Here is a 26,514-nt window from a genome sequence, read left to right as displayed (position 1 = left end):
GGGGAAAAGGGGGGTTACCGATGATGAACATGCCGTTGCGCGCTAGCGTCGCGCAGGCCAGTCGCCCATGGGCGCGAGGAGGTGGCTCGTGAGCGGGGTTGGCTATCGACTGGAAGAAAGTCTGGAGTACCGCACGCTGGTGCCGGAGGCGCTGTCGATCTGGCGCATGGCCGGCGCCAACCGGATGCTGTTCGACTGCTTCGACGTGGACAGCAAGGCTGCGCGGCGTAGCGTGGCGATCCTTTCCAGCTGCCTGCGCATCGAGTGCTGGGGGCGCGATGTGGTGCTGCGGGCGTTGAACTCCAACGGACGCGCCTTGCTGGCGCCGTTGAGCGAGGCCTGTCCGGCCCAGGTCACCTGCTTGCGTGACGGCGACACCCTGCACTGGCGCTTCCCCCAGGAAGAGTCGCATGCGGACGAGTGGCGACGCCTGCATGGCCTGTCCAGCCTGGAGGCGCTGCGCCGCGTGCTCGGAACGCTGGGCGACGCGGAGGGGCCCGCGCTGCTGGGCGGCCTGTTCAGCTTCGACCTGGCCGAGCAGTTCGAACCCTTGCCGGCGCCGGCCGAACCTGCGCGGCATTGCCCGGACTACCTGTTCCTGGTGCCGGAGTTGCTGCTGGATATCGATCACCTGGCGCGCCGGACTTCGCTGCAGGCGTTCGTCCACGATCCGGCCGGGCACGACCGGTTGGCCGCCAGCCTGCGCCAGTGTGCCGACGAATTCCATGGCGCCGTGGAGGAGGCTTCCGAGTCGCCGGTGGCAGGCGTACGGGCCGGCAACTACCAGGTCGACCTGGACGATGCGAGCTTTGCCCGCCAGGTAGAGCGCCTGCAGGCCCACGTGAGGGCCGGCGACGTGTTCCAGATCGTACCGTCGCGCAGCTTCAGCATGCCGTGTGCGGACCCCTGGCGGGCCTATCGCCAGTTGTGCCTGCGCAACCCCAGCCCGTACCGCTTCTTCCTCGATGCGGGGGACTTCTGCCTGTTCGGCGCTTCGCCGGAGTCGGCATTGAAGTACGACGCGGAGAGTCGCGAGGTGGAACTCTATCCCATCGCCGGCACCCGCCCGCGCGGACGCGATGCCCGGGGCGCCATCGATGCGGAACTGGACAATCGCCTGGAAGCGGAGTTGCGCCTGGACGCCAAGGAGATCGCCGAGCACATGATGCTGGTCGACCTGGCGCGCAACGATCTGGCGCGGGTCTGCCGCAGCGGTACGCGGCAGGTGCGCGACATGCTCAAGGTCGATCGCTACAGCCACGTGATGCACCTGGTCTCGCGCGTGGCTGGCGAACTGCATGGCGAACTGGATGCGCTGCATGCCTACCGTGCCTGCCTGAACATGGGCACCCTGGTCGGTGCGCCGAAGGTCCGTGCCATGCAGTTGCTGCGGCAGTACGAGGATGGCTATCGCGGCAGCTACGGTGGCGCGATCGGCATTCTCGACAGCGCCGGCAACCTCGATACCAGCATCGTCATCCGCTCCGCCGAGGTCCGCGAAGGTATCGCCCGGGTCCGGGCAGGCGCCGGCGTGGTGCTGGATTCGGATCCACGGCTGGAGGCCGAGGAAACCCGCAACAAGGCGCTGGCGGTGCTGACCGCCGTGGCCGCTGCCGAACGCGAAAGGGGAGAGCGCGATGCGCATCACGCTGTTGGATAACTTCGATTCCTTCACCTACAACCTGGTCGAGCAGTTCTGCCTGCTCGGCGCGGAGGTCCGGGTGATGCGCAACGATACGCCGTTGCCGACGATCCAGGCGGCATTGCTGGCCGACGGTTGCGAACTGCTGGTGCTGTCGCCGGGGCCCGGTCGGCCAGAAGACGCCGGCTGCATGCTGGAATTGCTCGCCTGGGCCCGCGGGCGCTTGCCGGTGCTCGGCGTCTGCCTCGGCCACCAGGCGCTGGCGCTGGCCGCCGGTGGCGCGGTGGGCGAGGCGGGGAAGCCGCTGCACGGCAAGAGCACGTCCCTGCGTTTCGATCAGCGTCACCCGCTGTTCGACGGCATCGCTGACCTGCGCGTCGCGCGCTACCACTCGCTGGTGGTCAGTCGCCTGCCGGAAGGTTTCGACTGCCTGGCCGATGCCGATGGCGAGATCATGGCGATGGCCGATCCGCGCAATCGACAGCTGGGCTTGCAGTTCCATCCCGAGTCGATTCTCACCACCCACGGCCAGCGTCTGCTGGAGAACGCTCTACTCTGGTGCGGCGCGCTGGCGGTACGCGAGCGCCTTCGGGCCTGAGCGGCGCTGCGCCGTTTCGACGATGCTCGGTTGCCAGGCCGGCGCATCGTCGAAACGCTGGCGGCCGAGTTCGCGCAGGCGCTGGCGGGCGCTTTCGAGAAAGCGCAGGAAGCTGCGCTCGGATTCCAGCGCGGTGTTGTAGTAGCAATACACCTTGGTGTCGATGCCGCCCGGTTCGTAGAGTTCGCTGAGGACTGCCAGGGTACCGTTGCGCAGGCGTTCCTCGACGAAATAATGCGGCGCGATGCCCCATCCGACGCCGGCTTCCACCAGACGCAGCATGTCGTCGAAGTTTTCCACGAAGAGCACCTTGTCGCTGACCGGCCGCAGCAGGTTCGAATGCTGCCCGGAGCGGCTGCCGAGGCTGATCTGCCGGTAATTGGCCAGGCTCGCGATGCTGTGCAGGGAGGCATTGCACAAGGGGTGCTGCGGATGGGCGACGACGAACGCCTTGGTGTAGCCGAGCACGCACTGGTTGAAGCGGGAGATCTTCAGTTCCTCGTCGATGGTGATGGCGATATCGATTTCCGCGTTGTCCTGCTTGATCGTCGCCAGGCTATCGGCGGGCGAGGTGCGTATCAGGCTGACCATGTTGAAATCGTCGAGCAGTACGCTGCTCACCGTATCGCAGAACGACGGCGGGATGGCGGTGTCCAGCAACACCCGGAGATTGCGCGGACCCTTGTTGAGATTGAAGGCGATGTCGCCGATCAGCTGCTGGTAGTTCAGCAGGCTGCGCATGTAAGGGATCAGGCGAAGCGCCTGCTCGGTGAGTTCGACCTTGTAGCCGTCCCGACGGACCAGCTCCACGCACAGGTCGATTTCCAGGTTGCTGACCGCCGAGCTGACCGCGGTGTGCGACTTGCGCAGGATCCGCGCAGCGGAGGAAATCGAACCGGAGGCGATGACCTGGAGGAACATGTTCACGTGATTCAGGTTATGAATAGGCATCCCTTATTCCTTTTATTGGGTGGCGCGTGCCGCTTCCCTTGATCGGGTCAGGTTGCCGCTACTGTGGAAGAAGCGTCGAGGACTCGATAGATAGCGCCCGAGTGTTTCAACTTGTCTTCTGGATGACGTTTTCATCGGGGAAACCTCCCGTCGGTCAGTGAAGCGCAAGGGCTGGCGTGCGAGGGTGGAATCGGCCGCCGGCTCGCTTCTGCGCGGCGGGCGCACGGCACGGGGAGTCGTCGTTTTGGAGGTGAGGGATGACGGCTCTGTTTCAGGATATTTTTATAATTATGTGAAAGAAGAGCTTATTTCAACGAAATATGTTTCATATTGCTCGTAAATTCGACGAAAAGAAAATCCGGATATTTACCGGTTATTTAACGTTAATACCAAGGGCCTAATACCAAAGTATTAACGCTGGCATGCCGGCATGTCGTGTTCGGTCGTGGAGCGAGCCGAGTCAGGGACGGTTCTAAGAAACGAAAAAATTATGTCGCGTAGGTCTAACGACCGAAACCTATGTCTTTTGTTAGCGGAGCCACCGGCCAGGCCGGTACGGATGCCGGGATGGCCCTGGCGCGACCTATGCGGTTAGAATCCGCGGCCTTGCAGGCGGATCCCCGGGGTTTGCTCAAGGGGGACACGGGTGCCGTGCCCGAAACCTGCAATCGTCAGTTCCCTGCGGTCCAGCCTGCCGCCGGGTATAAAATCGAGAGACGCGCTGTTGCGCCTTCAGGTGTAGCGACTATGACGCACATTTCCGAACGACTCCTGGTACAGGCCCACCTGGCCGCCAAGCAACCCCGTGTGTTGAGCGAGCAGGAGAGCGCCGAGCATCGCGCGGCGATCGCGGCCGAACTGAAGGCGCAAAATGCTGTACTGGTGGCGCATTACTACTGCGACCCGGTGATCCAGGCGTTGGCCGAGGAGACCGGCGGTTGCGTATCCGATTCGCTGGAGATGGCCCGTTTCGGCAACCAGCATCCGGCGCAGACGGTGGTCGTGGCCGGGGTGCGCTTCATGGGCGAGACGGCGAAGATCCTCAACCCTGAGAAGCGTGTGCTGATGCCGACCCTCGAAGCGACCTGCTCGCTCGACCTGGGCTGCCCGGTGGATGAATTCTCGGCATTCTGCGACCAGCACCCGGAACGGACCGTGGTGGTCTATGCGAACACCTCCGCGGCGGTGAAGGCACGCGCCGACTGGGTCGTGACCTCCAGTTGCGCGGTGGAGATCGTCGAACACCTGATGGACAACGGCGAGCCCATCCTCTGGGCGCCGGACCAGCACCTGGGACGCTACATCCAGCGCGAGACGGGGGCCGACATGCTGCTCTGGGATGGCGCCTGCATCGTCCACGAGGAGTTCAAGGCCAAGCAGCTGGAAGACATGAAGGCGCTCTACCCGGACGCCGCCATCCTGGTCCACCCCGAATCGCCGGAAAGCGTGGTCGCGCTGGCCGATGCCGTGGGCTCGACCAGCCAGTTGATCAAGGCCGCGCAGACCCTGCCGAACAAGACCTTCATCGTCGCCACCGATCGCGGCATCTTCTACAAGATGCAGCAGTTGTGCCCGGACAAGGATTTCATCGAGGCCCCCACTGCCGGCAACGGCGCCGCCTGCCGCAGCTGCGCGCACTGCCCGTGGATGGCGATGAACACGCTCGAGCGGACCCTGGCCTGCCTGCGCGAGGGCAGCGGGGAAATCTTCGTCGACCCGGCGTTGATCCCGAGGGCGGTCCGTCCGCTGAAGCGCATGCTCGACTTCACCCAGGCCGCGCGCCTGCGCCAGGCCGGGAACGCCTGATCCTGGCGAGGGCGTGCCGCTGCGTAGGGCGAGTAAGCGCGGTGCGGTTGTTCGCCCAACCCCCTGTTTCGATGAGCTTCGCCGGGTGTTTTTCCTCGGATATGCCGCTCAGCGGAACATTTCCTTGACCATCTTTTCCTGCTGGCGAATTTCCTGCTGACGAGCGTCGAGTCGCGCAGCCAGTTGGAAGTTGCCGCCAGCGCGGCGCTTGGCGAAATCGAGCTGCTCGATGGCGGCCTGGTAGTCGCCGGTCAGAGACAGGTACTCGGCACGGGCCTGGTGCACGCCGATGGCGTTGTTGGTCAGGCTGCGCACCTCGGCCAGACGGTTCCAGACATCCGGGTCCAGCGGCCGCGCCTTGCTCAGGTCGTCGAGGATCTTCTCCGATTCCTGCGGCTTGCCCATCTTCAGCATCAGGTCGGCGCGCACCTGTTTCAGCGGGTAGCTGCTGGGGAACTGGGCGAGCATCTTCTTCAACCGCTGATCGGCATCCGGAAGGCGGTTGGCGGTGATGTCCAGCTCGACCTGGGCCAGGTTGTAGGCCACGTCGTTGGGTGCCTTCGCCAGCAATTGCCTGAGGTTGTCACGGGCATCGTTGAGCTGGCCGATGCGCGTCTGCGAGATGGCCAGTCCGTAGCGCGCGGCATCCAGCTTGGGATTGTCGTTGAGCATGGCGCGGAAGCGCTTGCCGGCCATCCCCGGGGTTTCCTCGAAGAGCAACTGGGTGCGCGCGCGCATCTGCTGGTAGCGCAGGCTGTCTTCCTTGCCGCCCTGGGGATACTGTTCGGCGCGGTTGCGGGTGTCGGCGATACGCGATTCGGTGACCGGGTGGGTGAGGAGGAACTCCGGCGGCTTGCCGTCGTAGCGGTACTGCCGCGCCAGGCGCTCGAACATGTTCGGCATCGAGCGCGGATCGTAACCGGCGCGAACCATGTTGGTGACGCCGACGCGGTCGGCTTCCTGCTCGTTCTGCCGGGAAAAGCGCAACTGGTTCTGGATCGCCGCCGCCTGGGTCCCGGCGATCGCCGCGATACCCGCATCCCCTGCGCCGGCGGCCGCGGCGACGATGCCGGCGAGCATCGCTGCCATCACCGGCAGTTGCATGCGCTGCTGTGCCTCGATGCCGCGGGCGAAGTGGCGCTGGATCAGGTGGCCGAGTTCGTGGGCCAGCACCGCGGCATACTCGCCTTCGGTCTGGGCGTTGAGCAGTAGCCCGCCGTTGACCCCGATCACGCCGCCGGGCGCGGCGAAGGCGTTGATCTGTGCGTCGCGGATGAGGATGAAGGCCAGCCGGTGGTCCTGCAGGTCGCTGGTTTCGGCCAGCCGGTAGACACTGCTTTCGACGAAGTCCTTGAGCTGCGGGTCGGAGATCGCATCGACCTGGTTGCGCAGCATGCTCAGCCAGGCGCGGCCCAGCTGGAACTCCTGCTCCGGCGAAACGATCGAGGAAGATGCGTCGCCCAGGGAGGGCAGATCGTCCGACATGACCGGCGAAGCGAGCATGCAGGCGAGCGTCAACAGGGCAGGGCGCAGTACATTCATGCAGGAGGCTCAGGTTGGCAAAGGCCTTACTTTAGCCGTTGGTTATCGGCACTGCCTAGGTATCTGCCCGAGACCCGAAGCTGTTGGACTTCGAGCGCCGTTTCAACTGGCCAGCGGCGGATAGGCTTGGGTATGCTTGTCGGCCCTTCGGGAGAGGCTGTCATGACGGATAACGATTCATCCCCCCTGGTATGTGACGCGGAGCTGGATGCCAGTGGTCTCAATTGTCCGCTGCCCCTGCTAAAGGCCAAGCTGGAGCTGAACCGCCTGCCCAGCGGCGGGGTGCTCAAGGTGATCGCCACCGATGCCGGGTCGCAGCGAGACTTCCGGGCCTTCGCCCAGCTCGCCGGCCATGAACTGCTGCGCGAAGAGGCCGCCGAAGGCGTCTATCGATACTGGCTGCGCAAGCGTTAGCGGAGCCTTCGCCGTTCCGATTCAGGATTTCCGATGATCAAGGTGTTACGCGACTGGATGCAGCGCTACTTCTCCGACGAGGAGGCAGTGGTGCTGGCGATCATGCTGGTGCTCGGCTTCAGCGTCATCCTCGCCTTCGGCGGGATGCTCGCGCCGGTACTGGCGGCGATGGTGATCGCCTTCCTGATCCAGGGCGTGGTCGGCATGCTGGAACGCTTCCGGGTGCCGCACCTGTTCGCCGTGTGGCTGGTCTACAGCCTGTTCCTCGGCTTGCTGGCGCTGTTCCTGGTGGTCCTGCTGCCGCTGCTCTGGCAGCAATTGTTCACCCTGTTCAACGAACTGCCGCGGATGCTCGGCGAATGGCAGAGCGTGCTGCTGATGCTGCCCGAGCGCTATCCCAGCCTGATCAGCGAGGAGCAGGTGCTCAAGGCCATCGAGACCGCGCGCGGCGAATTCGGCCAGATCGGCCAGTGGGCGCTGACCTCGTCGCTGGCCAGCCTGCCGGTGGTGGTGAACGTCATGATCTACCTGGTGCTGGTGCCGATCCTGGTGTTCTTCTTCCTCAAGGACAAGAAGCGCTTCCATACCTGGTTCCACCGCTACCTGCCGCGCGAGCGCGGGCTGATGAAACAGGTCTGGGCCGAGATGAACCAGCAGATCGCCAATTACATTCGCGGCAAGGTCATCGAGATCGTCATTACCGGCGCGGTGACCTACATCGCCTTCGCCTACCTGGGGCTCAACTACGCAGCGCTGCTGGCCCTGCTGGTCGGCCTGTCGGTGGTGGTGCCGTACATCGGCGCGGTGGTGGTGAGCGTACCGGTGGCGATGATCGCCTTCTTCCAGTGGGGCTGGAGCGACCAGTTCATCTACCTGATGGTGGCCCACGCGATCATCCAGGCGCTGGATGGCAACGTGCTGGTGCCGCTGCTGTTCTCCGAGGCGGTGAACCTGCACCCGGTGGCGATCATCTGCGCGGTGTTGCTGTTCGGCGGGCTCTGGGGCTTCTGGGGCGTGTTCTTCGCGATCCCCCTGGCGACCCTGGTGAAAGCGGTGCTGGATGCCTGGCCCAAGGACCTTCCCGAGACTCCGGCAGCCACGCGATAGCATCGGCCGCATGAAAAATGCAAAAGGCCGCGGATGCGGCCTTTTTTTCGGGGCGGGGCTCAGGCGCCGTTGAGCGCTTGGGCGGCGGCGAGAACCGCGTCGACATGCCCGGGCACCTTCACGCCGCGCCACTCCTGGCGCAGTACGCCGTCCCTGTCGATCAGGAAGGTGCTGCGGTCGACGCCCATGTATTCCTTGCCGTAGAGCTTCTTCAGCTTGATCACGTCGAACAGCTGGCAGACCGCTTCATCCTTGTCGCTGATCAGCTCGAAGGGGAATTCCTGTTTGCACTTGAAGTTCTCGTGGGACTTCAGGCCGTCGCGGGAGATGCCGAAGACCTCGGTATTGGCCTTCTGGAACGCCGCGTACTGGTCGCGGAAGCCCTGGCCCTCGGTGGTGCAACCGGGGGTGCTGTCCTTCGGGTAGAAATACAGGACGACCTGCTTGCCCTTCAGCGCGGACAGGGTCACCTCCTTGCCGCTGGTTGCGGGGGCGGTGAAGTCGGGTACGGGTTTGTCGATTGCGACCGGCATGGCTCGGCTCCTCAGGGGTGTTGGGGGCGCCAGGGTTCGATCAGGGCATCCAGGTTCAGGGCGTCGGCGAAGTCCAGGAACTGGTCGCGCAGCCAACTGATCTGGGTGCCGGCGGGCAGCGTCACGGTAATCGTGGCGTTGAGCATGGTGGTGTTGGTGTGCGGCGCCTGATAGGTGTCGCAGGTCAGGTTCTCCAGCTCGATGTTGTGGTCGATGAAGAACTGGCAGAGTTCGTTGAGGATGTCCGGGCGATACACCGCGCTGACATAGGCCACGTAAGGCAACGCCTGGGCGCGGGTCACGTGGGCGTTGCTGCGGGTCATGCTGAGGGTGATGTCGCCGCGCTTGGTGAGGGCCGGCAGGCTGCCCTCGAGGCGGGCGAGGGCATCCCAGCTTCCGGAGATCTGCAGCACCAGGGCGCTGAACTCTCCGTGGCGGGTCAGGCGGCTGCTGACCACGGCGCAGCGGCTCTCGACGCAGGCGCGGCAGAGCAGGGTGGTCAGCTCCATCGGATTGGGGCCGAGGGCGCTGATCAGAAGGAATTGTTCGCGGGGTTGGCTGGTGGACATTCAACTTTCCTGGAATACGCTGGCGGCACGGGCCGTACCTAAAGCGGGAAGGGTAGCGAAAAGCGCCGCCGAGGGAAACGTCTGCCGCCTGTCAGCGGCTTCCGACGAGGTGGCGCTCGTCTTGTGCAAGGCCTGCCGCCGACAGTACCATTACCGCTTTAATTTCGCGGCAGGAGCGGTTGCATGATTGCGGGCAGTATGGTGGCACTGGTCACCCCCTTCGATGCTCAGGGTCGACTGGACTGGGACAGCCTCGCCAAGCTGGTGGACTTCCACTTGCAGGAAGGCACCAACGCCATCGTCGCCGTCGGCACCACCGGTGAATCGGCCACGCTGGACGTGGAAGAGCACATCCAGGTGATCCGTCGCGTGGTCGACCAGGTCAAGGGCCGCATCCCGGTGATCGCCGGCACCGGCGCCAACTCCACCCGCGAGGCGGTGGCGCTGACCGAGGCCGCGAAAAGCGGCGGCGCCGACGCCTGCCTGCTGGTGACGCCGTACTACAACAAGCCGACCCAGGAAGGCATGTACCAGCACTTCCGCCATATCGCCGAAGCCGTTGCGATCCCGCAGATCCTCTACAACGTACCGGGCCGCACCTCCTGCGACATGCTTCCGGAGACCGTCGAGCGCCTGTCCAAGGTGCCGAACATCATCGGCATCAAGGAGGCCACCGGCGACCTGCAACGCGCCAAGGAAGTCATCGAGCGCGTCGGCAAGGACTTCCTCGTCTATTCCGGCGACGACGCCACGGCCGTCGAGCTGATGCTGCTGGGTGGCAAGGGCAACATCTCCGTGACCGCCAACGTCGCGCCGCGCGCCATGAGCGACCTGTGCGCCGCCGCCATGCGCGGCGACGCCGCAGCCGCGCGCGCCATCAACGATCGCCTGATGCCGCTGCACAAGGCGCTGTTCATCGAATCCAACCCCATTCCGGTGAAGTGGGCCCTGCATGAGATGGGTCTGATCCCCGAGGGCATCCGCCTGCCCCTGACCTGGCTCAGCCCGCGTTGCCACGAGCCGCTGCGTCAGGCCATGCGCCAGACCGGCGTATTGGCTTGATCAAGGAGCTCCACGCAATGAAGCGACTGGCTGGACTGACCGCCCTCGCCCTGGTTATCGGCAACACTTCCGGCTGCGGCTGGCTGTGGGGGCCGGAGGGCTATTTCCGCGACCGCGGTGACGACTACCTCGGCGCCCGCGAAACGCCTCCCATGCAATTGCCCGAAGGGGTGCACAGCAAGCCGCTCGATCCGCTGCTGCCGATTCCGCTGAACGTCGCCACCACCCACGAAAAAGAGGGTGAGTACGAGGTTCCGCGTCCGCAGCCGCTGGCCAACGCCGGCGACATCAGCGACTACAGCCTGCAGCGCAGCGGTGATAGCCGCTGGGTCGTGGCCCAGCGTCCGCCGGCGGAAGTCTGGCCGGTGGCCCGGCAGTTCTTCGAGGAGAACGGTTTCCGCATCGCCGACGAGCGCCCGCAGACCGGCGAGTTCAGTTCCGACTGGCAATCGCTGTCGCAGCTTTCCGCGCCGCTGGCACGCCGCCTTAGCAGCCGCGTGAGCGGTGTCGAGCCGGACGGCCAGGCACGGGTTCGGGTGCGTATCGAGCCCGGCGTGCAAAGCAATACCAGCGAGGTCTACGTGCTCAGCCAGACCCGCGCCGCCGGTGACACCAGCAGCCCGAGCTGGCCGAGCAAGTCGGTGGCGCCGAGCCTCGACGCGGCGCTGCTCGACGAGATGGTCGCGAGCATGGCGCGCAGCGCCGAGCAGGGCGGCTCGGTCTCGCTGCTGGCAGCCAACTCGATCTACGACACGCCCGGCACCTTCGAGTTGAGCAAGGACGGCAGCGGCAACCCGGTGCTGACCTTGCAATCCGACTTCGACCGCTCCTGGGTCAGTGTCGGGCGTGCCCTGGATAACGCCGATATCCGCGTCGACGACCTCAACCGCAGCCTTGGCGTGTACTACGTGAACATCGCCGAAGGGGCGAAGAAGCCCGACGAAGACAAGCCCGGGTTCTTCAGTCGCCTGTTCGGCGGCGGCGAGAAGACCAAGGAAGAGGAAGACGCCAAGGCGCAGCGCTACCAGGTCCGCCTGACCACCGTCAGCGACGCCGTGCAGGTCACCGTCGACAAGGACATCAACACCTCTGCGCCGGCCGATGTCGCGCAAAACGTACTGGAAAAACTCCAGGAGAGCATGCGCAATGCGGTTCGCGGTTCTGGGCAGCGGAAGCCGGGGCAATTCGGCCTTGGTGAGCAGTTCTGACACCCGGATACTGATCGATTGCGGCTTCCCGCTGCGTGAAATCATCAAGCGTCTGGCGCGCCTGGGGCTGAGCCCCGCGCAGCTGGACGCGATCCTGGTCACGCACGAACACGCCGATCACATCCATGGCGTCGAACTGCTGGCGCGGCATTACCAAATCCCGGTCTATCTCAGTGCGGGTACCTTGAGCGGCATGCGCCGCCCGGTGCACCCCGCCGAGCTGTTGAGGGCCGGCCAGCGCCTGGCGATCCGCGGGCTGGAAGTACAGGTGGTTGGCGTCTCGCACGACGCCCGCGAGCCTACCCAGTTCGTGCTGTCCGATGGGCAGCGGCGCTTCGGCATGCTCACCGATCTGGGAATGGCCACGGCCGAGGTGCTGGAGTGCTATCGTGCGGTGGATGCTCTGGTGGTCGAGGCCAACCACGACAGCACGATGCTTGCCGGTGGCCCGTATCCCTATTTTCTCAAGGCCCGCGTAGGCGGTTCGCGAGGGCACTTGAACAACCATCAGTCCGCAGAACTGGTGAAGCAGCTGGATTGGGGCGGCATGCAGCACCTGGTGCTGGCCCATCTCAGCGAAAAGAACAACTCGCCGCAGCTGGCCCGGCAAACCTTCGTCGACACTCTCGGGTGCGATCCGGACTGGCTGCAGGTGGCCGATCAGCATTCAGGCCTGGATTGGCGCGAGATCGCCTAGGCCCTATTACCCGTAAGCGGAGCCCATCATGGAAAAACGCGAAGAACTCTACCGCGGCAAAGCCAAGTCGGTTTACCAGACCGACGATGCCGATCGTCTCATCCTGCTGTTCCGCAACGACACCTCCGCCTTCGACGGCAAGCGCATCGAACAGCTCGATCGCAAGGGCGCGGTGAACAACAAGTTCAACGCCTTCATCATGCAGAAGCTGGAAGCTGCCGGCATTCCGACCCAGTTCGACAAGCTGCTGTCGGATACCGAGTGCCTGGTGAAGAAGCTCGACATGATCCCGGTCGAGTGCGTGGTGCGCAATTTCGCCGCCGGCAGCCTGGTGCGTCGCCTCGGCGTGGAAGAGGGCATCGCCCTGACTCCTCCCACCTTCGAGTTGTTCCTGAAGAACGACGCCCTGGGCGATCCGTTCATCAACGAATCCCACGTCCAGGCCTTCGGCTGGGCCGCTCCCGAGCAACTGGCGCAGATGAAGACCTATTCCTTCAAGGTCAATGAAGTGCTGAACAAGCTGTTCGACGACGCCGGCCTGCTGCTGGTGGACTTCAAGCTGGAGTTCGGCCTGTTCCATGGCCAGATCGTCCTCGGCGACGAGTTCAGCCCGGACGGCTGCCGTCTGTGGGACAAGGAAACCCGCAAGAAGATGGACAAGGACCGCTTCCGCCAGGGCCTCGGCGATGTGATCGAAGCCTACGAAGAGGTAGCCAAGCGCCTGGGCGTGCCGCTTTAACCTCAAAATGCGCGCAACCATCTGAAAGAACGCGAAAAAATCTTCAAGAAAGCTTCGCGTTCTTCGTACAAGCTGGTATCATGCGCGCCGCACGGAGAGATGCCGGAGTGGTCGAACGGGACGGATTCGAAATCCGTTGAGTCAGCAATGGCTCCTAGGGTTCAAATCCCTATCTCTCCGCCATTACATATGAGCAAAGCCCCTGGAATGCCTGGCGTTCCAGGGGCTTTGTCTTTTCTGGCGAGCGTTCGGGCGTCCCCTCTGCGGGGCGGGCGAGAAAGCCGTGCCATGGTTTCGGGTATTGGCCAGGTCGTGCAGTTCTCCTAGGAATGCTGCGGGCCCTTCCTTCGTTCTGTCCTTCCTTCTCCTCTGGGCGGTCGTCCCGCTCTGTCTGGGTTTCGTGGGTGCGCTGAGCGCGCATTTCTCCATTGCTTCCGATTTTCTGTCCTTCGAGCGCCGGGTCGGGCGACCTGCCGGTTTCGATGGTCGGGGCGGTTCTTCTTAGTATCCCGGCGCTTGAAGGCGCCGCGGATGTGTGGCCGAGCTGCATGGCACGGTTTCCTTCCAGCGGACAGCCAGGTTATCGGTTTGTGCCGAGTCCCGGAGCCGGGGCTGGGGAGGAAGAAATGCGACCGCTCGTTTCCGTCGTTTGCGCCTGTTTCAATATCTCGAAGTATCTGGACGAGGCGATTGCCAGCATCTACGCGCAGGGCTATCCCAATCTCGAGTTGATCGTGGTGGATGACGGATCCACGGACGACACCTATGAGCGTCTCGCCATGCTCCGCGAGCGTCACGGTTTCCAGCTCTACCGCCAGGCTAACCGAGGGGTGAGCGATGCGCTCAATCACGGTTTGCGTCATGCGCGGGGGGAGTTCGTGATGACTCCCGACCTCGACGACATTGTCCTGCCTGGAGCGCTCGACACGCGCGTCGACTACTTGCTTGCGCACCCCGAGGTCGGGTGCGTGGGCGGTTTCAATATCTGTATCGACAGTGCCGGTAACGAAGTGGCGCGAGACGGTTTCAGCGAGGGTTGTGTGGAGCGTTGGGGGTTCGATGCAGCATTGGCCGAGACCCTGGTGGTCATGCCGCTTACGGCGCTCTACCGCATGGACGTGCGGATTTCGGAGCATCGTGACCGGCCGTTTCGGTAGATCGTGACCGGTCATTTCGCTAACGCGTGACCGCTCATTTCGGTAGCAACGTGACCGATTTTCCGCCCGTTCCGAAACCGGCGGTCACGGCTTACCGAAATCGCCGGTCACGGCTTAGCGAAAGCCTTCCCTCTCGTTGCGCATGACCTGATGCGCCGTCACCCTCGCCCGATTTCGGGAGGGGAAGATGGCGGCGCCGCGAGTAGCCATGCGAAACATCAAAGAATGTCTGCGCCTCAAGTTCGAGGCCGGTTTGTCCCACGAGAAGATCGCCCGCGCCTTGCAGTTGTCCAAAGGCGTGGTCAGCAAATACGTCACGGCGGCGCGCGTGGCCGGACTGGACTGGCCGGCGCTGGCGGCCATGGACGAGGCCGCACTGGCGGCCGCCTTGTTTGCGTCGGCGCCGACAAACAAGCCGCGCGGTGAGCGGGTGCCACCCGACGTGCTGAGCATCCACCGCGAGCTGCGGCGCAAGGGCGTGACCTTGCAGCTGCTGTGGGAGGAATATCTCGCCGCGCATGCGGGCCAGCCGACCTACCGCTACACCCAGTTCGTCGAGCACTACCGGCGCTACGCCCAGACGCTCAAACGTTCGATGCGCCAGGTGCACCGCGCGGGCGAGAAGCTGTTCATCGACTATGCAGGGCCGACGCTGCCGGTGGTCGACCCGGCCACCGGCGAAGTCCGCCGGGCGCATATCTTCGTCGCCGCCCTGGGCGCCTCGAATTACACCTATGCCTGCGCGACGCCGGGCGAAACCCAGGTGGACTGGCTGACTTCGCTGGGCCAGGCACTGACCTACTTTGGCGGTGTGCCGGAGATGGTTGTGCCGGACAATCCGCGCGCCCTGGTCGCCCAGCCAGATCGCTACGAGCCGGGTCTGAACCGGGCAACGCTGGAGTGTGCGCGGCATTACCAGACGGTGATCCTGCCGGCCCGGCCACGCAAACCCCAGGACAAGGCCAAGGCCGAGGTGGCGGTGCAGGTGGTCGAGCGCTGGATCATGGCGCGACTGCGCCACCGGCAGTTCTTCAGCCTGCATGCGCTTAACCAGGCCATCGCCGAGCTGCTGGAGGAGCTGAATCGACGCCCGTTCAAGCGCCTCGATGGCTGCCGGCGCGACTGGTTCGAGCGCCTGGATCGCCCGGCCTTGCGAGCGCTGCCGGTACATCCCTACGAGGTCGCCAGCTTCAAGCGCTGCAAGGTCAACATCGACTACCACATCGAGGTCAATGGCAGCTTCTACAGCGTGCCCTCCGCCCTGGCCCGGCAGAGCGTCGAGGTGCGGCTGACAGCGCACACCCTGGAAGTGCTGCATGGCAACCGGCGCGTGGCCAGCCATGTGCTGCTGGGCCGTCGCGGCGCCTACAGCACCCAGCGCGAACACATGCCCGCCGCACACCAGGCCCATCGCGAATGGACGCCGCAACGCCTGCTCGACTGGGGCGCGCGGATCGGCCCCTACACGCGCCAACTGATCGATCACCAGCTGACCCACAAGCCGCATCCGGAGATGGGCTACCGCGCCTGTCTCGGCCTGCTCTCGCTGGCTCGTCGCTACGGCAATGCACGCTTGGAAGCCGCCGCCGAACGGGCCGTCCAGCTGCGCGCCTTCACCGGGCGCAGCGTGCGCAACCTGCTCCAGCAAGGCCTGGATCAGCAGCCGCTGCCCACGCGCACCGCCGAAACGAGCTTACCCAGCGACCACGAGAACGTCCGTGGCGCCGACTACTACCACCCCCGCAACAGGAGCTGTTCGATGATGCTGCAACACACCCTGAATCAACTGCACCAGCTACGCCTGGACGGCATGGCCCGCGCCCTGGAAGAGCAATGGACGCTGCCGGCCAGCCACAGCCTGAGCTTCGATGAGCGCCTCGGCCTGCTGCTCGACCGCGAACTGGCCTGGCGTGACAACCAGCGCCTGGTACGGCTGCGCAAGAAGGCCAAGCTCAAATATGCCAACGCCTGCCTGGAAGACCTCGACCGCCGCCCTGGCCGCGGCCTGGATGAGCGCCTGATCGCCAGCCTGGCAGGCGGCGACTGGATCCGCCAGCAGCACAACCTGCTGCTGACCGGCGCGACCGGCGCCGGCAAGACCTGGCTGGCCTGCGCCCTGGGCAACCAGGCCTGCCGCCAGGGCTACAGCACTCTGTACCTGCGCACCCCGCGCCTGTTGGAGCAACTGCGCATCGCTCATGGCGACGGCAGCTTCGGCCGTACCCTGCAACAGCTGGCCAAGGTCGATGTCTTGGTGCTGGACGATTGGGCGCTGGCCCCGCTGGAAGAAGGTGCCCGGCACGACCTGCTGGAAGTGATCGACGACCGTGCCGGCAACCGCTCCACCATCCTGGCCAGCCAGTTACCAATCGAACACTGGCATGGCTGGATCAACGACCCGACCCTGGCCGACGCCATCCTTGACCGCCTGGTGCACAGCGCTTACCGACTGACGTTGAAGGGCGAGTCACTGCGCCGGAAAAAAGCTGAGGAGCAAACCGCATCGTGACCGATGCGATTACAATCCACAACCCGCGCAACCGGGGCGGAAGCACCGGTCACGTATTAGCGAAACGCTCGGTCACGTTCACCGAAATCCGCATGGACGCGATGAAGCGGGCGGATTTCTTCGACCCGTCGATTCGCGTGCAGGATTTCCAGATCACCCTCAGGATCGCGGCGCAGGGCTATGAAATTCATCGACTACCGGCCTACATGGGGCGTTATCGTCGGCATGGAAGCGGTCTGTCCGGCAGGTACAAGCTCAATTACGAGGCGGATATGCAAGCCATCGAGCCTTATCGGGCTCACCCGAATTATCGCCGGGCCCGGCAACTGATCCTGAACAAGGCGCTGAAGAAGGCTGTTGTCCAGGATGGGCGATATGCCTGGCAGCTGTTCCGCTCGGTGCCGCTGCGGGCGTGGGACCGGGTGACGCTGAAGCGATTCTGGCGCTTCCTCCGTTATCTGCCGGTCCTCGGGTTGAAAGGTGGTACCGACGTCGCGGGTCGATAACGGCGGGCCGGCTAATCGTTCAGTGGGTTGAATGTCATTTCAGGATTTCCCCTTCAGTGCCTCGCCCTGGGGAAATAGCGCGCGGCTCACGAAGCGCGCGGTATCCCGCAGGCTGGTGCCGATCCGTTCCAGGTCGTCGGGCTGGTGCTGGGCGCTGATGCCGATCGCGGAGATGGCGAAGCGCGGTTGTCCGTCGCGGTCGGTGATGGCGCTGGCGACCATGCTCACGCCGCGGTAAAGGTGTTCCTGGTCGATAGCCCAGCCGCGCTCGACGGCCTCGGTCGCTTCGGCCTGGTAGCGCTCGAAGCTCGGCGGATTTTCCCAGCGCACGCGGGTCAGTCGGCGGCGCAGTTCGTCCTCCGGCAGTTCGCGCAGGCCGGCAATGCAACGCCCGGCGGCGCCGACCAGTTCCGGCAGGCGCGTGCCGACGGCGACGTTGACGTGGGCGACGGGCGGCGCGGCAAGGGCGATGACGCGGATGTGCGCATCGTCGGTGACTTGCCACAGGGCGATGAGGATGTGGTGGGCAAGGCTTAGTCGCTCCAGCTCTGGCTGGATCAGGTCGGCATAGCTGCGTCCGACGAATCCTACGGCTAGTTCCGACAGGCCAAGGCCCAGTTGGTAGGTCTTGCCCGCATCGTCGAAGGAGGTCAGTCGTTCGTTGCTCAGGGTGCGCAGGATATTGAAGGCGCTGCTCGGGCTGATACCGGTGGCGCGAGCGATGGCGGCCACGCCTTGCGGTCCGTCGGCGTGGGCCAGGTGGCGAAGTATCTGAATGGCGTTCACTACCGCGCCGACATCTTTGCTGCTGGTGCCTTTGGTTGTGGCGTCCTTGGTCATTTTTCCTCTTTTCATTCAGTAGTGTGATTGACATTCACGATAGTGAATATATTCTGGCCTTCCGGAACGTACAACCGGGGGCGGAAGCAGTATCCGGTTCGGCGTCCAGCGCGATGCACTTTGCAGCAAAGGTCGACAAGAACAAAGGAGAAACCTCGTGGCAGATCTTCCCGATGGCAGTACTCCGGGACCTGAGGCGCAGTACCTTGCGTTTCTCGCCCAGGGCCGTTTCATGTTGCAGCGCAGCCGTTCCAGCGGTCGCCATGTGTTCTACCCGCGACAGTTGGTGCCGGGTAGCGGCGAGACTGATCTCGAGTGGGTTCCCGCCAGCGGCCTGGGTACGCTCTACGCGATCACTGTCAATCGCTCCCGCGGCGGCAATCACAATGTCGCGCTGGTCGACCTGGACGAGGGCGTGCGCATGATGTCGCGGATCGACGGGCACCAGAGCCTGCCGATCGGCACCCGTGTGCAGGCGCGCATCGTCGAGCAGGATGGTGCCAATGTCGTGGTGTTCGTTCCCCACCAGGAGGGACGACCATGAGCGCGGCCATCCGTGGCAAGACCGCCATCGTCGGCATCGGTAGCGCCGGCGTCGGCGAGGCGCCGGGCTACAGCGCCATCGAACTGCTCGGCCAGGCGTCGCTCAAGGCCATTGCCGATGCCGGCCTGAAGCTTTCCGACATCGACGCGATCTTCGCCGCCACCAGCTCCCATGCCTTTCCCACCTTGTCGGTCGCCGAATACCTCGGCATCCGCTCAAAATTCGTGGATGGCACCAATATTGGCGGCTCCAGTTTCGAGCTGCACCTGCTGCAGGCCACTTTGGCACTGGAGGCCGGTCTCTGCGACGCTGCGCTGATCTGCTACGGCTCCAACCAGCGAACCGCCGGCGGCCGCCTGGTATCGATGAGCGAGCCACAATGGCACGAGACGCCCTACAAGCCGCGCCACCCGATCACCGCCTATGCCCTGGCGGCCAGCCGGCACATGCACCAGTACGGCACCACACGCGAGCAGCTCGCCGAGGTGGCGGTCTCTGCCCGGCAATGGGCCAACCTGAATCCCGAGGCGTTCGCCCGCGGACCGTTGAGCGTCGATGACGTCCTTGCCGCGCGGATGGTCAGCGACCCGCTGAGCGCCGCCGACTGCTGCCTGGTCACCGACGGCGGCGGCGCCTGCGTGGTAGTGCGCGCCGAGCGCGCCCGCGACTTGCCCAATGCGCCGGTGTACTTCCTTGGCGCGGCCGGAGCGCAGTGGCATCGCTCGATCGTGTCGATGCCCGACCTCACCGTGACGGCGGCCTCGGAAAGCGCTCCGCGAGCCATGCAGATGGCCGGTGTGCGGCACGCCGACATCGACCTGGTGATGCTCTACGACGCCTTTACCATCAACACCCTGCTGTTCCTCGAGGACCTGGGATTCTGCGCCAAGGGCGAGGGCGGCCCATTCGTCCAGGGCGGACGCATCGCGCCCGGCGGCGAGTTGGCGGTGAACACCAACGGTGGCGGGCTGTCCTGCGTGCATCCGGGGATGTACGGGATGTTCCTGATCATCGAGGCGGTGACCCAGCTCCGCCGCCAGGCCGGCGAGCGGCAGTTGGCCAAGGCCGACGTGGCGTTGCTGCACGGCAACGGCGGCACGCTGTCCAGCCAGGTAACCGCGTTGCTCGGTACCGGCGACACGCTCTAGACCCCTGGCCGACAGGCCTTCCGGGCGCTGCCGTGGCGGCGTCCCGCGGGCGCGCTCGCCCGCGAGAAGGTTGTCGTGCCGGCCACAGACAAACGGATCAGGTGAACCCATGTCAGCGAACCACTCGCAACAGCTCATCGACGCTCCCCGTTTCGCCAGTCTTACTCCATTGATCGAACCACGCTCGGTCGCGGTGATCGGCGCTTCCAGCGACCCGACCCGCATCGGTGGCCGACCCATCGCCTACATGCTGCGCCATGGCTATGCCGGGCAAATCCTCCCGGTCAATCCGAACCGTGCTGAAATCCAGGGGCTACCGGCCTTCGCCAGCGTCGCGGAGCTGCCGCAGGCACCGGACGCGGCCATTGTCGCGGTGCCTGCGCCTCAGGTGCTGGAGACCGTCCGGGCACTGGGCCGCCAGGGGGCGCGCAGTGCCATCGTGTTCTCTTCCGGATTCAGCGAGGTCGGCGAGGCCGGCGCGGCGATGCAGGATGCGGTGGTAGCCGCTGCCCGCGAGTACGGTATGCGTCTGCTCGGTCCGAATGCGCTGGGCGCGTTCAACAGTAACCTCGGTTACTACGCGTTCTTCTCCACCAGCCTGGAACGTGGCGTACCGCTGCCCGGCCGGGTAGGCATCGCCACCCAGTCCGGCGCCTACGGCGCGCACCTGCTCGGCATGGCGCGCCAGTGCCGCCTGGGAACCCCTATCTGCGTGGCCACCGGTAACGAGGCCGACGTCACCCTGGGCGACAGCATCGGCTGGCTGGTGGAGTCGCCGGAGATCGACGTGGTGATGGCCTACGCCGAATCCATCCGCAACGTCGACAGCTTCCTCGCCGCCCTGGAGGCCGCGCATCGCGCCGGCAAGCCGGTGATCCTGCACAAGGTCGGGCGCAGCGCCCTGGGTAGCCGCGCGGCGCTGTCCCACACCGCTTCGCTGGCCGGCGACGACAAGGTGCTGGACGCCGTGCTGGGCGACTATGCGGTGATCCGCGCCAGGACCACCGAGGAACTGATGGACATCGCCTACCTCGCCACCCGGCGTATCTATCCGGTGGGCAACAGCCTCGGCATGATCACCGTCAGCGGCGGCGCCGGGATCATCGTCAGCGATGTCGCCGAGGAAGTCGGCCTGCCGATGCCGCCGATGCCGGACATGGCCCAGGAGCGGCTGAAGGCACGGCTGTCCTTCGCTTCGCCGATCAACCCGGTGGACTGCACCGCGCAGGCCCTGAACGACCTGACGCTGGTGCGCGACTTTACCGAGTCGATGGTGGTCGACGGTGGCTACCGTTCGCTGCTCGCCTTCTTCACCCAGGCCGGCACCGCCGCCTCCATCGGCGCGCGTCTGGCCGAGCAGTTCCGGCGGATCAAGGAGGCTCATCCCGAGCGTCTGTTCGTGGTCTCGGTGATGGGCGAGGGGGAGGAGCTGGCACCCTACGAGGAGGCCGGCTTCGCACTGTTCGAAGACCCCACCCGGGCGGTAGTGGCGATCCAGGCCATGGGGCGGCTCGGCGAAGCCTTCGCCCGGCCGTTGCGCCTGCGCCGGCCTGCCGGCGGGCTACAGTTGCCCGCCTCCACGCCCGGCGAAGCCGAGGCCAAGCGCCTGCTGGCGCGCGCCGGTATCGAGTCCGCCGCCGAGGCGGTGCTGGGCAGTGCCGAAGAGGCGGTTGCCTTCGCCGAGGGCATCGGATACCCGGTGGTGCTGAAGCTCGCCTCGGCGGACATCCAGCACAAGTCGGAAATCGGCGGCGTGCTGCTTGGCGTAAGCGATGCGGACGCGGTACGCGCCGGTTTCCAACTGCTCCTGCGCCGGGCCGCCGAGAAGGCGCCGCAGGCGCGTCTCGATGGCGTCCTGGTGGCGCGCCAACTGCAGGGCGGGGTGGAGTGCTTCATGGGGATCCAGCGCGATCCGCTGTTCGGCCCGGTGGCGTTGTTCGGCCTGGGCGGGATCTTCGTCGAAGTGCTGCAGGACGTGGTGTTCCGCCGCTGCCCGTTCGAGGTCGACGAAGCCGAGGCGATGATCCGTAGCATCAGAGGCGCGCCGCTCCTGTTCGGCGCGCGTGGCCGGCCGCGGGCCGACGTCGCGGCGCTGGCACGGCTGCTGTCGAATCTCTCGCGGTTCGCCTGGGAGGCGGGAGAGCGCTTGCGCTCGGTGGACCTCAACCCGGTCATCGCCTTGCCGGAGGGCCAGGGCGCCTGGGCGGTGGATGCGGTGTTGGAAGTCGAGGAGGTGGCCGATGGCGCTCGATCCTGAGGTACTCCTGAACTACCCGATCCCCGAAGTACGCCAGCGCTACAGCCGGCGCGACAGCGCCTTCTACGCATTGACCCTCGGTCTGGGCGGCGACCCGCTGGACGAGCGCCAACTGGTCTACGTCGATCCGTGCCGCGATCTCCAGGCATTGCCGTGCATGGCCCTGGTGCTCGGTCATCCGGGCTTCTGGCTGGGCAATCCGGCGACTGGCGTGGACGCGCTGCGCCTGGTTCACGGCGAGCAGCGCCTGGAGTGGCGGCGGCCGTTGCCGGCGGAAGGCGAGGTGATCGGTCGGACCCGGGTCACCGGTCTGGTAGACAAGGGCGCCGACAAGGGCGCGCTGCTCTACAGCGAGAAGGTGCTCAGCGACGCGCTCAGCGGCGAGGTGCTGGCTGTCGCCCGCAGCACCACCTTCCTTCGTGGCGACGGCGGCTTCGGTGGTTCCCGGCAGGTGCCGGAAATGCCGCATCGCTTGCCTGAACGGACGCCCGACCTGCGACTCGACCTGCAGACCCGTCCGGAGCAGGCCCTGTACTACCGCCTCAACGGCGACGACAACCCGCTCCACGCGGAGCCCGCGGCAGCGCTGCGGGCCGGCTTCCCGCGGCCGATCCTGCATGGCCTGTGCACCCTCGGCGTGGCATTCCACGCGGTGTTGCGCGGGCTCGCCGACTACCGCGCGGAGCAACTGGGACATCTGCAGGTGCGTTTCTCGGCTCCGGTGTTTCCCGGCGAGACCTTGCGTACCGAGATGTGGAGCGACGGCTCGTTCCGCACTCGCGTCGTCGAGCGCGATGTGGTGGTGCTGGACAACGGCCGGGTAGGTCCGCCGCCAGAGCGGCCGGACTGAAGCGAAGGGCGGTGGCGCGAGGGAACGACCGTCGGGCTGCCGTGAAGATCAACCGAAATCCTGCTTGCGAGAACAAGAATAATGAATGCAACCGCGCTTTCCCCGAACCCGGCGCCGGCCATCTCCCGGCGCACCATGCTGATCGCCTTCGTCTTCTGCTTCCTCGGCCTGCTCGCCGACGGCGTCGACCTGATGTTCCTGGCCTACAGCCTCAACAGCCTGAAGGCCGAATTCGGCCTGAGCAACTTCGAAGCCGGCTCCCTCGGCAGCCTGACTCTCGCCGGCATGGCCGTCGGCGGTATCTATGGCGGCTGGTGCTGCGACCGCTTCGGCCGGGTGCGAGTGGTGACCTGGACCATCGTGCTGTTCTCCATCGGTACCGCGTTGCTGGGGCTGACCCAGAACTACTGGCAGTTCGCGCTGATCCGCTTCGTCGCCTCGCTCGGCCTCGGCTCGCTGTTCGTCGCCTGCAACATCCTGATGTCCGAGTGCGTCGGAACCAAGTACCGCACCACCATCCTCGCCGCCATGCAGGCCGGCTGGACCGTGGGCTACCTGGTGGCGACCCTGCTGGCGGGGCAGATCATCCCCGAGTTCGGCTGGCGCACCTTGTTCTTCACCGCCGTGGCGCCGGCGCTGGTCTGCCTGGCCCTGCGGCCCTGGGTGCCGGAGTCGCCGTCCTGGCTCGCGGCCCAGGCCGGGCGCCAGCGTCCCGGCGCGGCTCCGCAGAGCCACGCCGAGGCTGGCGGCGCCGGCCCGCTGGGACGGATGCTGGGCGATCCGGAAACGCGCGGCATGTTCCTGCTCTGGAGCCTCACCTCCTGCTTCCTGCTGTTCGGCTACTACGGCACCAACAACTGGATGCCGTCCTACCTGGAGAGCGAGTTGGGGATGAACTTCAAGTCGATGACCGGCTACATGGTCGGCACCTACAGTGCGATGATCCTCGGCAAGGTCGCCGCCGGCGTCTGCGCCGATCTCTTCGGTCGGCGCCTGACCTTCGCCGCCGGGGCCATCGGCAGTGCCGCTTTCATGCCGTTGATCGTGTTCTACCACTCGCCCTCCAACATCCTCTGGATCCTCATCACCTTCGGCTTCATCTACGGCGTTCCGGTCGGGGTGCTGGCCACCTACATGACCGAGAGCTTCTCCACCCGCGTCCGCGGCTCGGCAGTGGGCACCGCCTACAACCTGGGGCGTATCGGCGCGGCGGTGGCGCCCGCCGGCATCGGCCTGCTGGCCACCCACGTGTCGATCGGCGCGGGTTTCCTGGTGATGGGCATCACCTACGTGCTCACCGGACTGATCCCGGCGCTGTTCATTGCGGACCGGCTCTACGACCCGAACCGCGAGTCCCGCGATGCCGAGAGCGCTTCCCGACGGCAAGCGCCGGGCAGTGCCGTGGATACCGCCGAGCGGCGCGCGGCCAAGGCCTGATCCTGCGGAAGGAGTGCACATCCATGAGTTCTTTTCCACGACAGCCAGCGGCGGAGCAGCGGCCCGCCAGCTTCCAGGAGTTCATCGGCCTCGAGCGCTGGACCGATGCCGACGGGGTGGCGCGGGTGCGCCTGGGGCATCGCCCGGAACTGATGAACTACCTGCAACAGTTCCACGGCGGGGTGTTGATGTCGGTGCTGGACGCCGCCATGGCCCAGGCGATCCGTGCCTGCCTGCCGGACTGCTCGATGGTGACCATCGACATGGCTACCCACTTCATGGGTAGCGCCCGCGGCGAGCTTCGTGCGGTTGGCAGGGTGGTGCGACGGACCCGCACGATCTGCTTCTGCACGGCGGAAATCTGCAACGAGGACGGCGAGGTCATCGCCATGGCCTCGGGCAGCTTCAGGTACCGCGCGGCTAAGCCGTAGCGGAGTTCCGGCGGCGCGGCAGCGGAGCCATCCGTCGCGCGTCCGGACCACGGCCTGCGCGGTCGCTCCGCGCGGACAAGCCGGCGCCTCCCGTGCAGATGACGGACGGGCGGACGGCGTATCGACAGGAGGGCGAACAGATGAGTGAGCAAGACGAGTGGGCCGGCGAGCGCGAGCAGCGTCTGCGGATGATCCGCGACAGCGCGGCTTCGCTGGTGCCGCGCGACGGCGACCTGAGCCGCGTGCGCCGCGGTCGTTTCACCGGTAGCGGGGTGGACCGCCAGGCCTGGCGCGAGGTCTGCGCCATGGGCTGGCCGGCGCTGCGCCTGGATGAAGCGTTGGGCGGCAGCGGCCTGGGCATGAGCGAATACGCGGCGTTGCTGGAGGCGCTGGGGCGCGGCCTGCTGCCCGAGCCGCTGATCGAGGCCGGGCTGGTGGCGCCGTTGCTGCCGGAAGACGAGCGCGTTGCGTTGCTGGCCGCTGAGCGGCTGGTCCTGCCGGCGGGCATCGCCTACCGCGATGGGCGGCGGCGCCCTCGTATGCAGGAAGGGCGGCTGCACGGCGAAGTCGCTCACGTACATCTGGCTGGCGCCGCCGATGCCTGGCTGGTGGCCTGCGAGCAGGGCCTGGCGCTGGTCGAGCGCGATGCCGGTGGCGTGGAACTGCTCTGCGAGGCGACCCAGGATGGCGCTCACCTGGCGCGCCTGCGTTTCCGCGATGCGCCGGCACGGTGGTTGTCCGGCGAGGTGGCGGAACAGGTTCTGGACGAGGCAGCGCTGGCCTGCGCGGCCTATCTGGTCGGACTGATGGATGGCGCCTTCGAGCGAACCCTGGAGTACCTCAAGGTACGTCGCCAGTTCGGCCGCGAGATCGGCAGTTTCCAGGCGCTGCAGCACCGCATGGTCGACCTGAGGATCCAGATCGAACTGTCGCGCGCCATGGTCGAGCAGGCCGCCGCCGCGATCGATGCCGGGGCGTCGGAAAGCGAGCGCCAGCGGCAGGTTTCCAGCGCACGGGTACGGGCCTCGGAAGCGGCTCTGCTGGTGACCCGCCAGGCCATCCAGTTGCACGGCGGCATCGGCTACACCGACGAGGCGGACATCGGCCTGTTCCTGCGCCGCGCCATGGTACTGCTCAATGCCCACGGCTCGCTGGCGTTCCACAAGGCGCGCTACGCCGCGCTGCTACAGCGGGAGGTGGCCTGATGAGCGGTTTGTTGCAGGAAACGCGCGGCACGGTGCGCCTGCTGCGCTTCGACAACCCGGCCCGGCGCAACGCACTGTCGCCGGCGCTGCGCATGGAATTGCTGCGTGCCCTGGAGGCGGCCGAATGCGACCCATCGATCCGCAGCGTGCTGCTGACCGGTGGCGAAGAGGTGTTCTGCGCCGGCGGCGACCTGGGCGACATGCGGGTGACCGAGTTGGCCGCCGGCAGGGCGCGAATGCAGGACAACGCGCGGCTGGTGCGGCAGATGGTGCGCATGGGCAAGCCGCTGATCGCCGCGGTCGAGGGCTGGGCGGTGGGAGCCGGGCTGTCCGTGGCGCTGGCCTGCGACAGCATCGTTTGCGGCGCCGGCGCCCGCTTCGCCGCCGGCTTCGGCAAGGTCGGGCTGCTCGCCGACCTTGGCCAGTTGCATACCTTGCCGGCGCGCATCGGTTGGGGGCGGGCACGGCAGATCCTGATGTTCGGCCAGGTGGTAGAGGCCGAGGAGGCACTGCGCATCGGCCTGGCCGACCGCCTCTGCGCCGCTGGCGGCGCCTTGGCGATGGCGCTGGAACTGGCCGGGCGGGTGGAGCAGCAGGCGCCGTTGCCCCTGGCGATGACCAAGGCGTTGCTCGCCGAGGGCCTTGACCTATTGCTGGAGCGGGAGGGCGAGTTGCAGAGCCAGTTGTTCCTCAGCGCCGACCACGCCGAGGGCAAGGCGGCCTTTCTCGCCAAGCGTCCCCCCGTATTCAGAGGAAACTGAG

Annotated in this window: 23 protein-coding genes, 1 tRNA gene and 3 pseudogenes; 22 read left to right on the top strand and 5 right to left on the bottom strand. The window is 65.9% G+C overall.

The genetic code is table 11. The features are described from left to right. The first annotated feature begins 67 nt into the window (after window positions 1-67). Window positions 68-1,660, top strand: coding sequence for an anthranilate synthase component 1 (locus tag LE197_RS17100; RefSeq protein ID WP_003123211.1), 1,593 nt, complete (start codon window positions 68-70; stop codon window positions 1,658-1,660). Further along, window positions 1,638-2,240, top strand: coding sequence for an anthranilate synthase component II (phnB, locus tag LE197_RS17095; RefSeq protein ID WP_023109093.1), 603 nt, complete (start codon window positions 1,638-1,640; stop codon window positions 2,238-2,240). Before LE197_RS17100 ends, phnB begins: the two co-directional genes overlap by 23 nt. On the opposite strand, the gene mvfR is transcribed toward phnB, so the two are convergent. After that, complete coding sequence (gene mvfR, locus LE197_RS17090; protein WP_023109092.1) at window positions 2,193-3,191, bottom strand: multiple virulence factor transcriptional regulator MvfR; 999 nt, start codon at window positions 3,189-3,191, stop codon at window positions 2,193-2,195. The genes phnB and mvfR overlap by 48 nt on opposite strands. Window positions 3,192-3,938: 747 nt before the next feature. On the opposite strand from mvfR, the gene nadA reads away from it, so the two are divergent. Beyond that, entirely contained in the window at window positions 3,939-4,997 is a 1,059-nt protein-coding gene (gene nadA / locus LE197_RS17085; RefSeq protein WP_003112547.1) for a quinolinate synthase NadA, read from the top strand. A 108-nt stretch (window positions 4,998-5,105) separates the two neighbouring features. Here nadA and LE197_RS17080 read toward each other — a convergent pair whose 3' ends face one another. Then, complete coding sequence (locus LE197_RS17080; RefSeq protein ID WP_003112546.1) at window positions 5,106-6,539, bottom strand: tetratricopeptide repeat protein; 1,434 nt, start codon at window positions 6,537-6,539, stop codon at window positions 5,106-5,108. Between the two features lie 162 nt (window positions 6,540-6,701). Between LE197_RS17080 and LE197_RS17075 the strand changes: the two genes are divergently transcribed. Together LE197_RS17075 and LE197_RS17070 are read left to right on the top strand one after the other, a co-directional pair. Further along, window positions 6,702-6,953, top strand: coding sequence for a sulfurtransferase TusA family protein (locus tag LE197_RS17075; protein ID WP_003086258.1), 252 nt, complete (start codon window positions 6,702-6,704; stop codon window positions 6,951-6,953). Window positions 6,954-6,986: 33 nt separating this feature from the next. Continuing rightward, on the top strand, window positions 6,987-8,060 hold the full coding sequence (locus LE197_RS17070) for an AI-2E family transporter (RefSeq protein WP_003108615.1): 1,074 nt from the start codon (window positions 6,987-6,989) through the stop codon (window positions 8,058-8,060). Between the two features lie 59 nt (window positions 8,061-8,119). Here the strand turns inward: LE197_RS17070 and LE197_RS17065 are convergent, their stop codons facing one another. Together LE197_RS17065 and LE197_RS17060 are read right to left on the bottom strand one after the other, a co-directional pair. Next, window positions 8,120-8,593 (bottom strand): peroxiredoxin, encoded by a 474-nt coding sequence (locus LE197_RS17065; protein ID WP_003086262.1) that lies wholly within the window; start codon window positions 8,591-8,593, stop codon window positions 8,120-8,122. Between the two features lie 11 nt (window positions 8,594-8,604). Then, on the bottom strand, window positions 8,605-9,162 hold the full coding sequence (locus LE197_RS17060; RefSeq protein ID WP_003086267.1) for a glycine cleavage system protein R: 558 nt from the start codon (window positions 9,160-9,162) through the stop codon (window positions 8,605-8,607). A 183-nt stretch (window positions 9,163-9,345) separates the two neighbouring features. Here LE197_RS17060 and dapA point away from each other — a divergent pair, with 183 nt between their 5' ends. The 9 genes and pseudogenes from dapA to wapB (LE197_RS17015) all read left to right on the top strand — a co-directional run. After that, complete coding sequence (dapA, locus tag LE197_RS17055; protein WP_003086270.1) at window positions 9,346-10,224, top strand: 4-hydroxy-tetrahydrodipicolinate synthase; 879 nt, start codon at window positions 9,346-9,348, stop codon at window positions 10,222-10,224. 17 nt (window positions 10,225-10,241) lie between these two features. Beyond that, on the top strand, window positions 10,242-11,432 hold the full coding sequence (gene bamC / locus LE197_RS17050) for an outer membrane protein assembly factor BamC (RefSeq protein WP_003086271.1): 1,191 nt from the start codon (window positions 10,242-10,244) through the stop codon (window positions 11,430-11,432). After that, window positions 11,371-12,129, top strand: coding sequence for an MBL fold metallo-hydrolase (locus tag LE197_RS17045; RefSeq protein ID WP_012614416.1), 759 nt, complete (start codon window positions 11,371-11,373; stop codon window positions 12,127-12,129). Before bamC ends, LE197_RS17045 begins: the two co-directional genes overlap by 62 nt. Window positions 12,130-12,157: 28 nt before the next feature. Continuing rightward, window positions 12,158-12,868, top strand: a complete 711-nt coding sequence (purC, locus tag LE197_RS17040; RefSeq protein WP_023109091.1) for a phosphoribosylaminoimidazolesuccinocarboxamide synthase — start codon at window positions 12,158-12,160, stop codon at window positions 12,866-12,868. Between the two features lie 93 nt (window positions 12,869-12,961). Beyond that, window positions 12,962-13,051: transfer RNA gene (locus tag LE197_RS17035), tRNA-Ser, on the top strand. Between the two features lie 350 nt (window positions 13,052-13,401). Further along, window positions 13,402-13,986 (top strand): annotated as a pseudogene (wapB, locus tag LE197_RS17030) (1,2-glucosyltransferase WapB); the annotation flags it as partial. A gap of 226 nt (window positions 13,987-14,212) precedes the next feature. Then, a pseudogene (istA, locus tag LE197_RS17025) lies at window positions 14,213-15,763 on the top strand (IS21 family transposase); the annotation flags it as partial. 21 nt (window positions 15,764-15,784) lie between these two features. After that, the gene (istB, locus tag LE197_RS17020; RefSeq protein WP_126621874.1) at window positions 15,785-16,534 is read left to right on the top strand and encodes an IS21-like element IS1474 family helper ATPase IstB; all 750 of its coding nucleotides are present in this window, start codon (window positions 15,785-15,787) and stop codon (window positions 16,532-16,534) included. An 89-nt stretch (window positions 16,535-16,623) separates the two neighbouring features. Further along, window positions 16,624-17,040, top strand: a pseudogene (wapB, locus tag LE197_RS17015) (1,2-glucosyltransferase WapB); the annotation flags it as partial. A 39-nt stretch (window positions 17,041-17,079) separates the two neighbouring features. Here the strand turns inward: wapB (LE197_RS17015) and LE197_RS17010 are convergent. Beyond that, window positions 17,080-17,880 carry an IclR family transcriptional regulator gene (locus tag LE197_RS17010; RefSeq protein ID WP_003120643.1) on the bottom strand — a complete coding sequence of 267 codons (801 nt, stop codon included), beginning with the start codon at window positions 17,878-17,880 and terminating at the stop codon, window positions 17,080-17,082. Between the two features lie 157 nt (window positions 17,881-18,037). Here LE197_RS17010 and LE197_RS17005 point away from each other — a divergent pair, with 157 nt between their 5' ends. The 8 genes from LE197_RS17005 to LE197_RS16970 all read left to right on the top strand — a co-directional run bounded on the left by LE197_RS17005 (window position 18,038) and on the right by LE197_RS16970 (window position 26,513). After that, entirely contained in the window at window positions 18,038-18,424 is a 387-nt protein-coding gene (locus LE197_RS17005) for a Zn-ribbon domain-containing OB-fold protein (RefSeq protein ID WP_003086280.1), read from the top strand. Beyond that, entirely contained in the window at window positions 18,421-19,572 is a 1,152-nt protein-coding gene (locus LE197_RS17000; RefSeq protein WP_023109090.1) for a thiolase, read from the top strand. Before LE197_RS17005 ends, LE197_RS17000 begins: the two co-directional genes overlap by 4 nt. A gap of 109 nt (window positions 19,573-19,681) precedes the next feature. Continuing rightward, a complete protein-coding gene (locus LE197_RS16995; protein WP_012614414.1) occupies window positions 19,682-21,829 on the top strand; it encodes an acetate--CoA ligase family protein in 2,148 nt (715 codons plus the stop codon). Further along, the gene (locus tag LE197_RS16990) at window positions 21,813-22,679 is read left to right on the top strand and encodes a MaoC/PaaZ C-terminal domain-containing protein (RefSeq protein WP_012614413.1); all 867 of its coding nucleotides are present in this window, start codon (window positions 21,813-21,815) and stop codon (window positions 22,677-22,679) included. The genes LE197_RS16995 and LE197_RS16990 overlap by 17 nt, the downstream gene beginning before the upstream one ends. Before the next feature lie 81 nt (window positions 22,680-22,760). Continuing rightward, window positions 22,761-24,116: an MFS transporter gene (locus LE197_RS16985; protein ID WP_003108631.1), complete on the top strand. Its 1,356-nt coding sequence runs from the start codon at window positions 22,761-22,763 to the stop codon at window positions 24,114-24,116. Window positions 24,117-24,139: 23 nt separating this feature from the next. Continuing rightward, complete coding sequence (locus LE197_RS16980) at window positions 24,140-24,547, top strand: PaaI family thioesterase (protein ID WP_003158192.1); 408 nt, start codon at window positions 24,140-24,142, stop codon at window positions 24,545-24,547. A 140-nt stretch (window positions 24,548-24,687) separates the two neighbouring features. Then, on the top strand, window positions 24,688-25,752 hold the full coding sequence (locus tag LE197_RS16975) for an acyl-CoA dehydrogenase family protein (protein WP_023109089.1): 1,065 nt from the start codon (window positions 24,688-24,690) through the stop codon (window positions 25,750-25,752). Next, window positions 25,752-26,513 (top strand): enoyl-CoA hydratase/isomerase family protein, encoded by a 762-nt coding sequence (locus LE197_RS16970; RefSeq protein ID WP_003086299.1) that lies wholly within the window; start codon window positions 25,752-25,754, stop codon window positions 26,511-26,513. The genes LE197_RS16975 and LE197_RS16970 overlap by 1 nt, the downstream gene beginning before the upstream one ends. Window position 26,514 lies beyond the last annotated feature (1 nt).

Source organism: Pseudomonas sp. PS1(2021), assembly GCF_020405165.1.
Classification (GTDB): domain Bacteria; phylum Pseudomonadota; class Gammaproteobacteria; order Pseudomonadales; family Pseudomonadaceae; genus Pseudomonas; species Pseudomonas aeruginosa.
The sequence above is the reverse complement of the archived record's forward strand: the minus strand, read 5'-3'. Positions and strand labels throughout refer to the sequence as shown.

Bases quoted from the DNA above. Each gene is read 5' to 3' on its own strand.
- LE197_RS17065 (WP_003086262.1), bottom strand. From the start codon at position 8,593: ATGCCGGTCGCAATCGACAAACCCGTACCCGACTTCACCGCCCCCGCA.
- phnB (WP_023109093.1), top strand. From the start codon at position 1,638: ATGCGCATCACGCTGTTGGATAACTTCGATTCCTTCACCTACAACCTG.
- LE197_RS16975 (WP_023109089.1), top strand. From the start codon at position 24,688: ATGAGTGAGCAAGACGAGTGGGCCGGCGAGCGCGAGCAGCGTCTGCGG.
- LE197_RS16990 (WP_012614413.1), top strand. From the start codon at position 21,813: ATGGCGCTCGATCCTGAGGTACTCCTGAACTACCCGATCCCCGAAGTA.
- LE197_RS16995 (WP_012614414.1), top strand. From the start codon at position 19,682: ATGTCAGCGAACCACTCGCAACAGCTCATCGACGCTCCCCGTTTCGCC.
- dapA (WP_003086270.1), top strand. From the start codon at position 9,346: ATGATTGCGGGCAGTATGGTGGCACTGGTCACCCCCTTCGATGCTCAG.
- nadA (WP_003112547.1), top strand. From the start codon at position 3,939: ATGACGCACATTTCCGAACGACTCCTGGTACAGGCCCACCTGGCCGCC.
- LE197_RS16980 (WP_003158192.1), top strand. From the start codon at position 24,140: ATGAGTTCTTTTCCACGACAGCCAGCGGCGGAGCAGCGGCCCGCCAGC.
- LE197_RS17100 (WP_003123211.1), top strand. From the start codon at position 68: ATGGGCGCGAGGAGGTGGCTCGTGAGCGGGGTTGGCTATCGACTGGAA.
- LE197_RS16970 (WP_003086299.1), top strand. From the start codon at position 25,752: ATGAGCGGTTTGTTGCAGGAAACGCGCGGCACGGTGCGCCTGCTGCGC.
- LE197_RS17070 (WP_003108615.1), top strand. From the start codon at position 6,987: ATGATCAAGGTGTTACGCGACTGGATGCAGCGCTACTTCTCCGACGAG.
- purC (WP_023109091.1), top strand. From the start codon at position 12,158: ATGGAAAAACGCGAAGAACTCTACCGCGGCAAAGCCAAGTCGGTTTAC.
- LE197_RS17060 (WP_003086267.1), bottom strand. From the start codon at position 9,162: ATGTCCACCAGCCAACCCCGCGAACAATTCCTTCTGATCAGCGCCCTC.
- istB (WP_126621874.1), top strand. From the start codon at position 15,785: ATGATGCTGCAACACACCCTGAATCAACTGCACCAGCTACGCCTGGAC.
- LE197_RS17075 (WP_003086258.1), top strand. From the start codon at position 6,702: ATGACGGATAACGATTCATCCCCCCTGGTATGTGACGCGGAGCTGGAT.
- LE197_RS17045 (WP_012614416.1), top strand. From the start codon at position 11,371: ATGCGGTTCGCGGTTCTGGGCAGCGGAAGCCGGGGCAATTCGGCCTTG.
- LE197_RS17010 (WP_003120643.1), bottom strand. From the start codon at position 17,880: ATGACCAAGGACGCCACAACCAAAGGCACCAGCAGCAAAGATGTCGGC.
- LE197_RS17080 (WP_003112546.1), bottom strand. From the start codon at position 6,539: ATGAATGTACTGCGCCCTGCCCTGTTGACGCTCGCCTGCATGCTCGCT.
- LE197_RS16985 (WP_003108631.1), top strand. From the start codon at position 22,761: ATGAATGCAACCGCGCTTTCCCCGAACCCGGCGCCGGCCATCTCCCGG.
- LE197_RS17000 (WP_023109090.1), top strand. From the start codon at position 18,421: ATGAGCGCGGCCATCCGTGGCAAGACCGCCATCGTCGGCATCGGTAGC.
- bamC (WP_003086271.1), top strand. From the start codon at position 10,242: ATGAAGCGACTGGCTGGACTGACCGCCCTCGCCCTGGTTATCGGCAAC.
- mvfR (WP_023109092.1), bottom strand. From the start codon at position 3,191: ATGCCTATTCATAACCTGAATCACGTGAACATGTTCCTCCAGGTCATC.